The sequence below is a fragment of the Mucilaginibacter sp. GW822-FHT03E02 genome (genome assembly GCF_058801545.1).
Genome location: NZ_JBXANJ010000001.1, coordinates 3,853,888 through 3,869,420 on the forward strand (window position 1 = coordinate 3,853,888; position 15,533 = coordinate 3,869,420).

The 15,533-nt window shown below is 35.4% G+C and carries 13 protein-coding genes and 1 tRNA gene; 5 read left to right on the forward strand and 9 right to left on the reverse strand.

Features of this window, described 5'->3' with window-relative positions:
• Window positions 1–105 precede the first annotated feature (105 nt).
• The 3 genes from metG (at window position 106) to AC1RM2_RS16105 (ending at window position 3,653) form a co-directional block, all read left to right on the forward strand.
• A complete protein-coding gene (gene metG / locus AC1RM2_RS16095) occupies window positions 106–2,178 on the forward strand; it encodes a methionine--tRNA ligase (protein ID WP_492986216.1) in 2,073 nt (690 codons plus the stop codon).
• Between the two features lie 127 nt (window positions 2,179–2,305).
• A tRNA-Arg gene (locus AC1RM2_RS16100) sits at window positions 2,306–2,377 on the forward strand.
• Window positions 2,378–2,570: 193 nt separating this feature from the next.
• Entirely contained in the window at window positions 2,571–3,653 is a 1,083-nt protein-coding gene (locus AC1RM2_RS16105) for a hypothetical protein (RefSeq protein ID WP_492986217.1), read from the forward strand.
• Window positions 3,654–3,670: 17 nt separating this feature from the next.
• On the opposite strand, the gene AC1RM2_RS16110 is transcribed toward AC1RM2_RS16105, so the two are convergent.
• The 3 genes from AC1RM2_RS16110 to AC1RM2_RS16120 all read right to left on the reverse strand — a co-directional run bounded on the left by AC1RM2_RS16110 (window position 3,671) and on the right by AC1RM2_RS16120 (window position 6,887).
• The gene (locus AC1RM2_RS16110) at window positions 3,671–4,903 is read right to left on the reverse strand and encodes a site-specific integrase (RefSeq protein WP_492986218.1); all 1,233 of its coding nucleotides are present in this window, start codon (window positions 4,901–4,903) and stop codon (window positions 3,671–3,673) included.
• 237 nt (window positions 4,904–5,140) lie between these two features.
• A complete protein-coding gene (locus AC1RM2_RS16115) occupies window positions 5,141–6,127 on the reverse strand; it encodes an agmatine deiminase family protein (RefSeq protein WP_492986219.1) in 987 nt (328 codons plus the stop codon).
• Between the two features lie 202 nt (window positions 6,128–6,329).
• The gene (locus AC1RM2_RS16120; protein WP_492986220.1) at window positions 6,330–6,887 is read right to left on the reverse strand and encodes a hypothetical protein; all 558 of its coding nucleotides are present in this window, start codon (window positions 6,885–6,887) and stop codon (window positions 6,330–6,332) included.
• Between the two features lie 64 nt (window positions 6,888–6,951).
• Between AC1RM2_RS16120 and AC1RM2_RS16125 the strand changes: the two genes are divergently transcribed.
• Window positions 6,952–7,194 (forward strand): helix-turn-helix domain-containing protein, encoded by a 243-nt coding sequence (locus tag AC1RM2_RS16125; RefSeq protein WP_492986221.1) that lies wholly within the window; start codon window positions 6,952–6,954, stop codon window positions 7,192–7,194.
• A gap of 693 nt (window positions 7,195–7,887) precedes the next feature.
• On the opposite strand, the gene AC1RM2_RS16130 is transcribed toward AC1RM2_RS16125, so the two are convergent.
• The 6 genes from AC1RM2_RS16130 to AC1RM2_RS16155 form a co-directional block, all read right to left on the reverse strand.
• The gene (locus AC1RM2_RS16130) at window positions 7,888–8,325 is read right to left on the reverse strand and encodes a hypothetical protein (RefSeq protein ID WP_492986222.1); all 438 of its coding nucleotides are present in this window, start codon (window positions 8,323–8,325) and stop codon (window positions 7,888–7,890) included.
• Between the two features lie 52 nt (window positions 8,326–8,377).
• On the reverse strand, window positions 8,378–9,160 hold the full coding sequence (locus tag AC1RM2_RS16135) for a hypothetical protein (RefSeq protein ID WP_492986223.1): 783 nt from the start codon (window positions 9,158–9,160) through the stop codon (window positions 8,378–8,380).
• A gap of 177 nt (window positions 9,161–9,337) precedes the next feature.
• A complete protein-coding gene (locus tag AC1RM2_RS16140; RefSeq protein WP_492986224.1) occupies window positions 9,338–9,703 on the reverse strand; it encodes a helix-turn-helix domain-containing protein in 366 nt (121 codons plus the stop codon).
• Between the two features lie 411 nt (window positions 9,704–10,114).
• Window positions 10,115–11,446, reverse strand: a complete 1,332-nt coding sequence (locus AC1RM2_RS16145) for an McrC family protein (protein ID WP_492986225.1) — start codon at window positions 11,444–11,446, stop codon at window positions 10,115–10,117.
• A 2-nt stretch (window positions 11,447–11,448) separates the two neighbouring features.
• Entirely contained in the window at window positions 11,449–13,569 is a 2,121-nt protein-coding gene (locus AC1RM2_RS16150; protein ID WP_492986226.1) for a DUF8426 domain-containing protein, read from the reverse strand.
• A gap of 9 nt (window positions 13,570–13,578) precedes the next feature.
• The gene (locus tag AC1RM2_RS16155) at window positions 13,579–14,172 is read right to left on the reverse strand and encodes a master DNA invertase Mpi family serine-type recombinase (protein ID WP_492986227.1); all 594 of its coding nucleotides are present in this window, start codon (window positions 14,170–14,172) and stop codon (window positions 13,579–13,581) included.
• Window positions 14,173–14,284: 112 nt separating this feature from the next.
• Between AC1RM2_RS16155 and AC1RM2_RS16160 the strand changes: the two genes are divergently transcribed.
• Entirely contained in the window at window positions 14,285–15,496 is a 1,212-nt protein-coding gene (locus AC1RM2_RS16160) for an Eco57I restriction-modification methylase domain-containing protein (protein ID WP_492988256.1), read from the forward strand.
• Window positions 15,497–15,533: the final 37 nt, after the last annotated feature.

Consider the following 15,533-nt stretch of genomic DNA (forward strand, 5'->3'; position numbering starts at 1 on the left):
ATGTTCTGTCTTCCCGTCTTTCGGACTTTCGGACTTTCCGACTCCTCCCCCGACTTTCCGACTAAAAACCTATCTTTGCAAATTATTTATAACGTCGCTCTATTCATGTCACAACTCAACAAATATAAAAGATATACGGTTACTTCTGCATTGCCTTACGCCAATGGACCTTTACACATTGGCCACCTGGCGGGCGCTTACCTGCCTGCCGATATTTTTGTAAGGCACCTGAGGCTCAAAAAAAAGGATGTATTATACGTTTGCGGATCTGACGAGCACGGTGCCGCCATTACCATTAAGGCAAAAAAAGAAGGCACTACCCCCCAGGCTATCATAGATAAGTACCACACCCAGATAAAAGAAAGCTTTGAAGTGTTTGGGATTGCGTTTGATATTTATCACCGAACATCGTCGCCTATACATCATGATTTGTCGCAGGAGTTTTTCCTGAACCTTTACGAAAAGGACGAGTTTGTTGAAAAATTCAGCGAGCAGTATTATGACGAGGATTACCAGCAATTTTTAGCAGACAGGTATATTACAGGCACCTGCCCGAACTGCCACAACGAAAATGCCTACGGCGATCAGTGCGAGCGTTGCGGTACATCATTAAACCCTACCGACCTAATTAACCCGGTATCAACCCTAAGCGGCAAAACGCCTATATTGAAACCTACTAAACATTGGTACCTGCCCCTGGATAAATACCAGCCCTGGTTGGAGCAATGGATAGATACCAAAGAAGGTGATTGGAAAACCAACGTATTCGGTCAATGTAAGTCATGGCTAAAATCGGGCTTGCAACCCCGCTCCATGACCCGCGATTTGGATTGGGGTATTGATGTACCATTGGAAGAAGCCAAGGGCAAGAAGCTATATGTTTGGATGGATGCACCCATAGGTTATATCTCGGCCACCAAACAATGGGCCATTGATAATAATAAGGACTGGAAATTATACTGGAAAAAACAAGCCGATGAGCAGGATGATGCCTGTTTGCTGCATTTTATCGGCAAGGATAATATTGTGTTTCACTGTATTATTTTCCCATCCATACTGCACGCCCATGGCGAATACATTTTACCGCAAAACGTACCCGCCAACGAGTTTTTAAATTTAGAGGGCGACAAACTATCGACCTCTCGCAATCACGCCGTTTGGCTGCATGAATACCTGGAGGAGTTTCCGGGCAGGCAGGATGAGTTGCGCTATGTATTAACCTCGATTTTACCCGAAACCAGCGACAGTGAATTTACCTGGAAAGATTACCAGGCCCGCGTAAATAACGAGCTGGTAGCCATACTGGGCAACTTTGTGAACCGGGTAATGACACTGATGCACAAATTTTACGACGGTAAAATTGAAGCCGCCACAGATAAAATTGAATTACAGGACGAATACCTGAATACCGAGATTGGTATTTGTTATGACGAGATAGAAAAAAACCTGGAGGCTTACCGCTATCGCCAGGCCCTGCAGGCAGTCATGGACATTGCCCGCCTGGGTAATCGCTACCTTACCGAAAATGAGCCATGGAAAGCTATTAAAACCGATCCTGAAGGCGCAAGGGAGGCGTTGCATAACTGTTTGCTCATTATGGGGCATTTGGCTACTGCCGCGCAGCCATTTTTACCGGCAACCGCCAAAAAAATCTTTGGTATGCTAAACCTGCCAAACCAGGTTATTAATTACGACCAGGAAATCTCTTTCGCTAATGGCCATCAGCTGAACGTAGCCCCTTTGTTATTTAATAAAATTGAGGATGATGTCATTGAGTACCAATTGAAAAAGCTGAACGATAAAAAAGAAGCCGCCGCACCGGTAAAAACGATAACTGTGGCGCCTGCAAAAGAGAATATTAATTTTGAAGGTTTCGCGGCAATGGACATCCGCACCGGGACTATCCTGGCTGCCGAAAAAGTGGCCAAAACCAAAAAGCTGCTAAAGCTTACGATTGACACAGGTATCGATGAGCGCACCGTAGTATCGGGTATTGCCGAATATTATGAGCCGGAAAACATCATCGGGCAAAAAGTAAGCATACTTGTTAATTTAGAGCCTCGTGAAATAAAAGGCATCGTATCACAAGGAATGATACTGATGGCCGAAAATAGCGAAGGCAAATTAAGCTTTGTTGCACCGGTGGAAGATTTTCATACAGGGGCGGTGATTAGGTAGATTTTGGATGTGCAAATGGTTGTGTTTTTAACCCGATAAAAATTTGCTGCTTAGGCATGTGATTTTTCAGGTATAATTTGCACCTTTGCAAGCTGATTAAAGGTTCTGCCTCTTAGCAGCCATAACGGGTCCCGTAGTTCAACGGATAGAATAGGAGTTTCCTAAACTCTAGATATGAGTTCGATTCTCGTCGGGACCACTAACTTTCACCGAAATCCGCGAAATTCCCCGTAATTTTGCGGATTTTCTTTTTGCACATACAAGATTCCATACAATTACATCTCAATTGGTAATTTAATGCCGAAATTTAGACATTAAGAATATAATGATAATTCAATACCTTGAATCGTCATCATTTATCTATAGCTTTAGCGCGGCTTAAATCTTTTCACATGGAATATACTCACATTACTGGTGCTTTATTGGAGTATTTAGTAAGAGGTTTATTGAGAAATTGTGGGTTTACAAACGTTAAACCTGACAATATTTATACCTACGAATCAAATGGACTTTTTTTTGTTAATGGTAAAGGTGCTGCTCATGACGCCGATGTCTTAATGAACCCGCCTATTCAGATGCCATTTACATATCCTACTCAATTGTTATTTGAATGCAAAGCTTACACAAGTAAAGTGTCGCTACCTGTAATCCGTAATGCATATGGTTTACGCCATGATTTAAATGACTTCGAGATAGTTACTTTAGATTCATTGCGAAGCAGACGTAATAATCGCCGAGCCCAATACGCCATTGAAGATCGTAGAAGATATAATTTCCAAGTAGGCATAGCGGTTATTGGTGGGTTTACTAATCCAGCAATCGAGTTTGCTGCCAATCATAAAATACCCTTATTGTCACTGAGCTGGTTTTTAAATCCAACACTAATTAGAAATTTTTCAGAGATAAACCAAAATTTGATTGATCATCTACCACAAAGCCATGTAAATAACTTATATGAATTCTTGAAAGATCGAAACGCAGAGCTTGAGCAATCAAAATATACTTTGGCCAACGAATTATTAAGGTCAAATAATGTCATTGGAGATATCATAACATGGGCCAATAGGACTATTAATTTGTGTTTTGTCGGATTGCTTGAAACAGGAAACATGATATTTCTTTTCAATTCTTCAGCAAATAATATTTTGGAAGAATCTCGACGTTCATCCGTTCTTACAGCTGAAATACATTGGGAAAATGAATCTGCCAATCTTTGGACTTTGGATGTTTATGAAAGGGATTTCCCAGAAAGTAGATCTACTTATCGATTTTATCTCCCTCTTGGCATATATAAGGACTGGGAAAGATTAAATTTTGACAAAGCGGCTGCCTTAGAAATCAAGGCCGAATTCTTCTCACGAATTTTTGTTTTTAATCAAAAGAATAATCCAAATACACCTTTTTCTATAATATACATAAATGAAGAATGGCTTAGACTATTAAGACAAGAAACAGATGACCATGATCTAAATTGAACATTAACATAACATTTTTAACCCACTTTTTTAAAAGCGACAGTCATTGCATATGCTTTTTGGTCATCATCAATTTTATTGTATCGCGCAAATGATGATACGGATTTGTGGTTCGATATAGCCCTTATCAATTCCGAATCTATACCCATTTTGAACATATAGGATACAAACGTTTTTCTGCCCATGTGTGATGACAAGAGCTCATGGAGGGGATATATATTTTCAATCCTTTGACTACCCCTATATCTGACCTTACTTATTAATCTGTTTAACCCTGCTAATTTGCCAATGTCCTTTAGGTAGTCATTCATTTTTTGGTTGCTTATAACTGGTAGGGCCCTGGCGCCAATTAGATTTTTGTATTTGTCTAAAATGGCTATAGATTCAGGGATTAAAGGGATATTGACGCGGCTCTTGGTTTTAATAGTCGTGATATTTATAAAATTATCAACTATGTCAGTCTTTTTTAAATTCTTCACGTCAGAGTATCTAAGTGAAGTAAAGCAGCAAAAGCAAAACACATCTCTTACCTGGCGTAAATAATCTTGTTCTATGTCCAAATTATATAAATGGAATAATTCTTCAGCTGTAAGTATTATAATTTCCGATTCCTGATTTCTCACCTGAAATGCTTTATATGCGAGGTTCTTATTGTAGCCTAACTTAGTTGCCCAATCCAAAAACCATTTTAAGATTTTTATATTTTTAGATATAGTACTATTAATATGCTTTTTCTGAACCTGAAAGTATTCAACATATTTATTAAAGAACGCGTTATCTATAACATCAAAATCTATACTAATCCTTGTCTTTTGGCTAAACTCAAAAAGATGCTTTCTGTTAGTGCTTAATTTCTTTACAGTAGCATTAGTGGCTTTTAATTTATACCCTTCAATAAACTCATCATATAAACCGAATAAAGATTTTTTATTTGCTGTTTTGTCGGTATTTAAAACATTCCGGATGTAACTGGGCGTTGGTTGCCTGTTTGAAATAATTGCTTCTCTATACACTTTTTGAATTTCATCGCACTTTGACTGAATAAGTAAATTCATTTCCATGCTGCCAGTTACACTTGGTTTAACCCGGTTGTTTTTGTCATCCCACTTATTCGCGTCAATATGTTCGCCAGTGGACAGCCACATGCGCTTACCATCAAAAGTAAAGTCAATTAATATTGGAACATTTTTGATGATTAACTCGCCGGTTTTGTCTTTTCGTTTTTCCAATTTTGGAGTAGCATTAGCCATATTTAATTTTGTTGTTATAATATATAAATGTTTAATTTTCTATTATAATTAATTAATAATCAATTACTTACAAATGTAATGAATTGTAATTAATAGTCAATAGATGTTGCCTTGCTGAATTATGGAATGCAGCAATAAGATAAAAATTCAAAGCCTTTTGGATTAAGAATTGAGTTCTCCCGAAAATTTGAAAATTTCCTTCAAGTCCTTAAAACCTAAAGCTTTTTTACAAGTCCTTTAAGATTGAAAACTGATACAATGCAATGACCCACCGAACTGACCTAAAAGATCACAATTAATGGTCAGCACATAGAATCCCTGACTTTCTAACCACTTTTTATTAGTCCAGTTATAGTCTATTGGGCTGTTTATGGGCAAGGAATATTCCGGCATAATAATGCAATCATTAAACCTTATGTAATTGACATATACCCCTCGGGCTGAAAATAAACAACTTCTTGTTTTTTTATTTTTGCAGGCGCATTGTATCGGCTCGTCTACAGGATTATCGAAAATAGGTAGCACCTTCAATCCATTATTTGTAGCCACCGATTTAAGCATTTTAGCATACTCAATATCCTTCTTTAAATGAGGCAGTTTAGGGTATTCACTTATAAATATATTGCCTTCATCTTTGAATGCCATATAGCCGTCTGTATGTCCTATAACATCATAATAGTTTCGGCCAATAACTATTGCATCCAATCCAGTGTATTGCTTTATAATTTTCTCAACGTCCTTACCGGGGTTATCTTCATATACCTTTTCTGTCATAAATACTTTCTTAGTATTATGTACAAAGTTGCCGCCATCAATATTTAACGGTACTTCTATTACGCTTGAAGTAAAAGTTGCAGCTAATGCCTGTTTGGTTAGTTTATTTAAATACTGGTAATACTTTGTTTCTTTACCTAAGGTGCAGTAGTTTGGCGAATAATTAAATTTATATATCTTATCACCTGCAAATACTCCCATGCAATCCCTTAGCCATATTTCATCAAAGTAATTTATAACTACCGTATCAACGTTAGGCTTGTGGTTAAATTTAACTCGTAATTCCCTTTCTACTTTTCTGGTATTCGTTATTATAAATAGGTTGATGTCACGTGGTATCAACTCTATTAATTGATCATAGAAAGTAACTAAACTTTCATATTCGTTTGAAAACCCTTTTGGATATGCTAAAAAGAGGTTTGTAGATTTACTAAAATCTGCCCTTATCATTATTTATTTCGTCAAAAAAAAGACGCTCCCCTGCGAACGTAAAAAGGAGATTTTTTAAGACAAAATTCTTTTTTTCTTCTTTCTTTAAAATTTTGTTCCATGTCCTACTGCTTGAGAGCGCGAATTGGGACAGTGGAGATTTTTTTGCTATATCAATAAAGGTTATTACCTGATGGCTTTAATTAAGTGGTATTATGAAAAATTATTCAATTTTATTAATATTTCTTTTTTTTGCTATTTCTAAAGCGTCAGATTGTATTTGATTATCTGCTATAGTGAAGTGCGGGTGACCAAGTTCATCTAAGTTGTCGTACTCCAATATTGAATTTTTAAATTTTTTCCAAATTATTACAACTTCCGTTCTCTCTTGGCTATTAAGTGGATCAGTATAGCTATAGACATTACTTTTGCTATACATGCCATACTTCGCTGCCAGGCCTTTCAACAAAGAATTATGATACTGAAATTTCATGTATTCCACTTCAATAACTACCAATTTTCTATGCTTAAAATAACAGTCAATGCTAACTGGATCGCCTGATGACGTAGTCTTCATGATGCTATGCAGAACCATATTCTTATGATCTATTGTGCTATTTATATAGCTCATGTGTTCAGAATCAGATGTTGCATCGGGGTAGTTTTTTAAGAAAGTAGCTTCGTTTTGCCCCAGTTTTATTCCTAAAAAAGCAGTTGTGTTTGTTTGTGCAATTGAATAATACGCTAAAAGAGTTAAAGTGATTGTTAGTGGTAATTTCATAATTGTTTAAGTTTTGTGGGAAGATAGCAAATAACGCATATATGCGTCAATAAAAAACACATATATGCCTCATTTTCGATATGTGATAAATATCAAAAATGACGAAGTTATAAAGGCTTTCGGAAGGAGGGTAAGAGATTTAAGAATCTCCCTTGAATTATCACAAGAACAGTTGGCAAATATTGCAGAGATACCACTATCTCAAGTAGGAAGGATTGAGCGAGGAGAAATTAATACGACTTTAAGCACTATCAATGCCTTATCCCAAGCTTTAAAAATTAAAATTTCCGATTTTTTCGATCTTTAGTTCACATGTGGGATCTAAATGCGACGTAAGTGTACTATGGCTGTACTACGGCATTTTCTTTTGATCTGCGATAAAGGTTATATCCGAAAAGGATTTTGCCGTGTAGCGGCTTTATGGAAACAAAAAAACCGGGCGCAAACCCGGTTTGATTTATTTTACTAATTATTTACATAACAACTTTCCTTTGATATTTTGATAAATGTTTATTTCTAACTTCAGCAAACTTATTATATTCACTATGGAATATTTTTAGAATAACATTCATTTGTTCTTTCTCGTGTTTAAATAGAGTGTCTACGTAGTTAGGTGTGTTATTCATAACTATACCCCAATAGGTCGAGTCTATCAACTTCGCATATTTTCTGTGTGGGTGCCTACAATAGTCATTAACTAAATTAGTAAATGGCTTTATAAAGCTCTCTAATTCTGCATTGTTATGTATTTTTAAATTTGTGTTTATAAAAGACATATAAGTAATGTTATAATTTCACGGCAGATAGAGGCCATGAACTGGTGTAGTCATTAAAATTTAATTTCGCAGCTTACTTTGGATTTCTTAACTGTGAGGTAGGTGATCTATGGCTGTACTACGGCACTTTTTTTTGATCCGCGATAAAGGTTATATCCAAAAAGGGTTTTACTGTATAGCGGCTGTATGAAGTCAAGAAAGCCGGCGCGAACCGGCTATCTTTATTATTCTATTTCCATATTTTCTACCAAATTATCAATTTCTTTATCTTTAAAAATATGACTTCTTTTAAGGATACAGGAGAAGCCGCAATATGTCGAGATAATTTCTTCATACATTACGTGTAATTCTTGTAAGGTTGAATTTGATCCATGAATTATTTCTTCAAATAAAAAGTCATTTAGCTCTTCTTCTGTTAAGATTTCTAAAATCATCCTGTTTCCTCCTGCCGCCAAAATGACCATTTGCTCAAGTAATTTATCTAAAAATCCACTTATAAGTTGCTGAGTTTTTTCTAATTCAATAAAATAACTTATGTTACTTAAATTATAATCTAACTTTTTATTTCTTTCTTCCATGTAGTTAAACACTGATTCATTGTTGTTAATTTCTGATATTGCTTTACTATCTGTAATAATTAGTGTTGAAATGTCTTTCATCATGTTATGAATTAAGTTTCAGGGTTCATTACAAGGTCTGAAACTGGTGTAAAAATTAATTCAGGGCCAATACAGGCCCTGAATTGTAATTAATTAGTGAATTGTACTTGTCAATCATTTTTCGCCGCACAACCATGTGATAATTAGTTGGCAGTCGGTCGTAATGATTGTACACTTTCTTATGTGATGCTCTTAACTTGTTATAAGTATTGATGTTCATGTTACGCTTAAAATCCGCGGCCATCATTTTATTGCAGTAGGCGTGAACTTTAGGAATGTCTTCCAAAAGATACCCTTCAGAGATTAGCGGGATTTTTTTAATTGCATCATACATCTTTATTATGTCAGTAAAGAGCTTATCCCAGGCATCCTTATTGTTTATGGTCTGCAAACTGACTTCGGCGGTTTTAGAAAGACCCAGACTGCTGCGTATTTTTCTTAGTTCCGTATAAATTACTTCGTATCGCAATATGTCTGCTTTTACAACCATTTCTGATTGCTTAGACTTATCGTATCCTTTTATTTTATAGTCACTTATAAAACACATACGCTGTATCGGTTTCCCTTTTAGGTTTTTCGGAGGGCACGTATAGAATTCGTTTGTGGATGTTGTTATATAGCTCATGTAATGAGCTAGCACATCGAATGGCTTGTATTGTGCCAATTCTATATTTAAACCAACTTCAAAATTTGTGGAAAGCCTAAAGTCTTCTAAGGGTCGCTCAAATATATTTTTTGACCAATCCTTGCATACTAACTGGAAATCAAAGAACGTGAAATCGTTGTGGTTCACATATTGTTTTAGGTCTCCAAGCACTGCATTATAATACTTATGCATGGAGTTTTGTATTCTTAACAAATGCTTGTTAGGGATAATAATTAACCCTCAAATTCACAAAGTCAAACCACTTACGATTTTGTTTTTTATTGTAAGAACAATTTACATCTAACCGGTCCGTTAGCAACTCAAACTCCTGATTTGAAAAGTTGTCAATATAAAAGGCAGCGTTATCAATCATGACCAGGCTCCTTTCTTTTTCAAACTGACTTTAGTTGCTTCAACCAAATCGGTCTTTTTAAAGTAAACCTTTCTCCCCACTCTGTGATACGGCAGAAGCCCGGACTTCTGATAGCGGTGTAATGTTGGTGAGGAGATTTTTAGAAACTTCAACGTTTCCGAACGGGTCAGAAATCCATCTATTATTTCTACTTCGTTGGATGAAGCCAGGGGCTGATTGCACTGGACAATTGTTTCCTTAACTACATTCTTTACATAATCCCCAATATTTTGGGTCATACATAATAGAAGCTGTTCGACGAGGCTTCCAAATTCTATTTGGAAGTGAGGCGCTACACCTTTGCCCTCTATCATTTTCTGCATAAAATTTTGTCTACGACATTCTTCTTTTTTAAAAATTAAATACTCTGTTAGTTGATGTAAAATCAGCGCTGACTAACTTTGTAAAGAGAGTGCATTACAGTAATTTATACAAGGGAAATGGCGTTTTAGGAAACTTTTAGCAGATTGTGAATTTGGAGCTTTTATAAAATTTTGTATTGAAATCTTTATTATATAAAATTTATAATTGCTACCTATTTAATATTACAAATGTTGGGAAGTTAGGAGAGGGCCTTTCAAACTAATTAAGTAGTTAATTTTTGAGAAAATTCTGCCCGTTTTTACTGTTTAGATTTTTTTCTTGTTTATTATAGTGTTATCCAGTAATAAAAAAACAGCTATAATGCCACGGTTTGGATCGATGTTACCAACGAATAGCAACGCGCTATTGTATTATATTAAACTTAAAGATTTATACAATTCGGTGCCTAACCCTGAATTTAAATAGGTCTTAGCAGTTAGATTTCTTTCATGCCAAGCTTTTGAAATTATTAAACCACAATGTTTTTTTTGTGCTTCTTCAGATTTGAAGAAATATTTCCTACAAAATTCACCATTTTTTACTGGTTCATCGTTTCCCGGATATAAGAGATAACACTTGCTGGCTTCAAAAAAATGATGATAGGCATACATCTGCCTTAAATCATCCATGCTTATTTTCGATGGATCATTATTTATGTTTTTCCACTTCGTGTCAATCACTATATTCCCTTGCTCGGTCGTTTCAATTACGATATCCGGTTTTAAGTATCTTTTTGAAGCTGTAGTTTCCCAAAAGCGGATAGATTTTTGATTATAAATATTTTTTACACTTTGTGGTTTGTTTTTGTGCAGAATTCTAAAAATGTATTCTTCCCATAGCTGATTCATATTGAACAAAATAGCTATGGAATTATTTACACCAGTACTCAGATCAGGGCGGTAATTCAGTAAAAGCATTTTTGCTATTTGAATGGATATTTGATATGAATTAGATTTCCGGTCAAAGCTAATTTTATCAAACAAACTCTCCGTTATTCGTATATCATCAACTTCAGGAAAATTTAATTTTAAACCATAGCATTCAGATAGCAATGCTTTATTATTACATAAACCGGGCAATATCGCTATTGCCTTTGCAAGTATTTTATGTAATAAGTGATTTTTGTCATACTGGCTTTGAGCTACGTAAAAACGTTCCTGATGTACAAGGTTTTTTTGAATATGTTTTCCTACAAGTAGTTTTCCTTTAAGTGTATGACAATTACCTTCTACTTTTCTGTATTTTTTAATCAGCCCTTGCCTTATTAGGGAGTTTACTTCATTAATAAAGCGTTCAATATATAAATCAAGAATACTATTACTGCGTGTTTTTAAGTGTGCATCGGATATGGAAGAGGTATTTATTAAATGGCATACTTTTAACATGTCAATTAATATACTTTGCCATTTAGTTTCCTGTTGCTTAGTTGCCTCAAAATCGTCCAAGCTTATCCGTTGATTATCTGCTTTGGGCAAAATCTCAATAGTAAGCCCCAATACTTTTACAACGCCCACATATTGGTTAAAGCAAATACCATTGCGAGTAGGTTTGAAAAATGGCCTTTTTTTAGCATCATATAGCTTCCATAAAGCATCTATATATTTTTTTTCTAACGGTAACTTTTGGTGTCGTCCGCCAAAATAAAAAATCAACTCTTGGCTGATAGATATAGTTTGATGTTCGAAAACTTTAAGTGTTTTCATACCTAACCAACAATTGCTTTAACCGCAGCTATAAACTGATCCTCGTCTATAAGATGATCTTCATCTGTAAAGCGGATAATCCGGTAAACTTTCTTTTCCAATAGGAGGTCTTTGTCCTCATACTCAAAATCTGCAAAACCTGCAACATCAGTGACAGAGGTGACAAAGCTCTTGCCTAAAACCAATCCAATTTTGCCATAGTCTCCAAAAAAATATTCTTGTAGCTGAGGAATTATTTTATTGAAGAATGCATTATGCAGCTTACTAACGCTATCGATATTGAGGAAGAACGAATGACCAATTAGATGATCTCGTGATAATAGGGTCTCAAGGCGTATATTAATATTTTGTAATACGGTTTTTAAGTTAATGCCTTTAAAATCAATAATTCCTATATTGTCTTCCTGCGGTAGCATCTCTATAAAGCTAAAGCGCCGGCGAAGGGCGGTGTCTAATGCTTCGACACTCCTATCTGCCGTATTCATAGTGCCTACTATATGAAGATTTGGAGGCACAGAGAAACTTTTTTTAGAATAGGGCAGTGTCACATCCAGGGCTTCGGGGCAACCTTCGCGCTTATCGTCTTCAATCAACGTAATAAGTTCGCCAAAAATTTGTGAAACATTACCCCGATTAATCTCATCAATTATCAGAACATGATTCTTTGGCTTAGCCGCGATCTCTTTTTTTATCTCATCTTCGCTTTTTACAAAGAAATCGCGCTTTAACTTTTGATGGTCTAACTTATAAATGCTTACCTGAGAAAACCCTTTATCATAGATTTTAGATATGGGGATATTAACGTCTTTAATCAACCATTCGACGTTTCTAAATTGCCAATAATCAATTTCATCCGTTTGTTTAAAATAATAATCACCAGTAACCCTGCCTATGGCCCGGCAAGTATAGTTACCTTTAGAGATCAATACGTAATTACCTTTTTTGACGTAATGTATAAATTTGCTGATGCACGATGTTGCAAAATCACTTTCGCCCTTGGCCTTAGCCAATGCTTTAGTTTCAGATTCACTTAAATTGCTAAAATCATTTTCCCCGCCCCAACCTAAAGCAATGCAATTGTTTTTTATACAATAATTATAGATTTCATCATCTTCGGAGCGCAGGGTATTACCTAATGATATTTTAAAAAACTGCGCTTTTTTAAACTCATCCTCACTTATTTGAAAACGTTTAATTTGAACGTCTGGTTTGTACCGGGCCCTTTCACAAAGCGTGAAAAATATTCCGGGTTCTATCTTGTAATTTATAGTATTAGCAATTGCATTTGCTGTGCCCGGCAGTATCGCTTCAACTCCTTCTGCCTCATCTTCAGGTTGGAGCAATACAGGTTTAATACCTTCAATAAAATCTTCGTAGCCCAAACTTTGGTGAAAAGTGGTAAACACTATTTGCCCCTCGTCACGTAATCGCTGATATTCAGCTTTAAGTTCTTCGCGATTGTTTGCTGCAAAATCAGGATTTGCAATTTCAACAGCTTTATTAATTGTGTTATAAGTTTTACCTGTCCCAGGGGGGCCGTAAAGGATTGTGTTTAGTGACATTGTTGTAAGTGTTGTTTGTTTTTTACTGCTCAATATCGGGTACTCATCTTTAATTGAAAGAACTTTACCCAACTGTGTTTTAAATTGGCCTTCATCCAAAAAAAGAATTTCTGATAACCCCATTTTTTTAATTAAAGCATCAACTTTAGGTTTATCATTCTCAAAAAAATCCAGTACTGCTTTTTCCGCATTATTAGGGGCTAAATATTTACGGTACTTAGTTGAAGTCTCCTGGACGAAATCACCCAGTAATTCGATTGCCTTTAAATAGAACTCTATGACTTTTTTATCTTTTTCTTCGTTCCAGACAATTTCAATGTTCGCTGCCAGTGAACCATCGTCCGCCTCCCAGAAAACCACACCAAAACTTCGCGTCATGTTTGTACCGCCACCGCGATTATATAAGCCAACAAACGTATAACCTTCAGTTCCTTGAAACCACAAGCCATCTGTTAATCTATTATTTTTATCGCGCTGACGGAGCCAAAATTTAAATAAGGGATTTGATTCTCGGTATTTGAGTAGGAACTCTAAAACTCGTGTATGTAAGATATTAGGCATTATTAGGTTTTATTTAAACTCTTTGACGAATGAAGATACTGTTATTCGATGAACTCCCAAAATGCGTCCGATCGCACTGTGAGAAATCTTTTTGCCAAGCAGTATCTTAATATCGTCTTCTTTACCTGTCAGTTTCCTGATTTGTGATTTGCTACCTTTTGGTCTTCCTAATATTTTACCTTCAGCTTTATGCCTGGCCAAAGCTTCCTTTGTACGCTGCGAAATTAAATTGCGCTCAATCTCTGCCGATAAGCCGAAGGCAAATGCTAAAACCTTGGAGTTAATGTTATTCCCTAATTCGTAGTTTTCTTTTACCGTATAAACCATTACATCCTTTTCCATACAGTCATGTAATATCTTCATAATCTGCATGAGGTTACGACCCATCCGCGATAATTCAGACACTATTAAAACGTCGCCCTTCTTCATCCGCTGTAAAAGTTCGCCAAACTTGCGTATATCAAGCCGCTTGGTTGAACTGATTGTTTCTTCAACCCACTCATCAATTTCTAATTGACGAAGATTTGCAAATTTTAAAATCTCGAACCGTTGGTTTTCAGTTGTTTGTTTGTCCGTACTAATTCGGATGTAGCCATATTTCATAGTGTCTAAGTTTTTTAGTGAGTTAAAATAGACAATATATGATTTGAAAATTGGCCAATGACATTAAAAATATGATTATTGCAAATACAGTAACGAGCGATTAAATTCGTCAATTGGCTTCGACATAGTGATTGGAAATCCACCGTATGTAGATTCAGAAAACATGGTCAATAATGATCCGGAATTCCGGGAGTTGCTGAAAAACAGATTTACAACAACTAAAGGGAATTGGGATCTTTTTGTGCCATTTATCGAAAACGGTGTTTCATTAAATTCAGAAAACGGCGTCTTTTGTTTTATTATACCTAATAAACTTTTAAGCGCCACTTATACCATAGATTTAAGAAAACATTTGAGCTGTTTCAATATTTTAGAAATCAGAGATTATTCAACGCTAAACGTTTTTAAAACAGCGAATGTTTATCCAATCACCTTTTTATTAAGAAAAACTGACATTAAAAAAAATGTAACAATGACTACAATGGAGTCGGTTACCTTTTTCAAAGCACAAAATCTAATTAATGCCCAAACGTTTTATAAGGACATATTTTGGGACAAGTATTTCTTCAATGCCGATTATGTAAAAATATTAATCAAGATTGCTAATCAATCTACACTTGGAAACATAGCTGGCTTAACAATTTTGGGTGCCGCAACAGTTAACGAGGCGTATTTGATAAAAGAAAAGTTGCATGAACATACTGGGGAAAAAAATGTAAAAAAATTAATCAACACAGGGACGATTGATAAATGGACTGCGTTGTGGGGAACAAGAAGAACACAATATATCAAAAGCGCATACATATTTCCCGTCATCTTAAATTCGGATTTAAATAATATAAATCCGTCGCGATTGCTTCAAGCCGGAAGCCCTAAAATAATTATCGCCGGGATGTCCACAGATATCGAGGCCTTTTTAGATATCGATGGAGAATATTTAGCAGGAAAATCAACAACAATAATTCTAGACACGCTTGATAACTTAAAGATATTTACCGCGATACTTAATTCAGATATAGCGTCTTTTTTTGTAAAATTAAACTATCATTCGCTAAAAATGTCAGGAGGCTATTTAAATATCAATAATGAAATCATTAAAAGCATTCCAATACCGATCTTACCAACATACACAAGAAAAGCACTGATAAGCTTGGTTGAATCATTGTTATTTACTGAAGTCCTCAATGATGCCAGGGCCCATCTACAATTAAAAATCAATACATTTATCTACAAATTGTACCATTTTAATTTTGAAGAGATTAAAATAATAAATCCTGATTTTCCATTTACTGAAAAAGAATATCATGATTTAAAAATAGAATAATAAACGGTATTACTATTGCAATAATACCAGGAAAAAC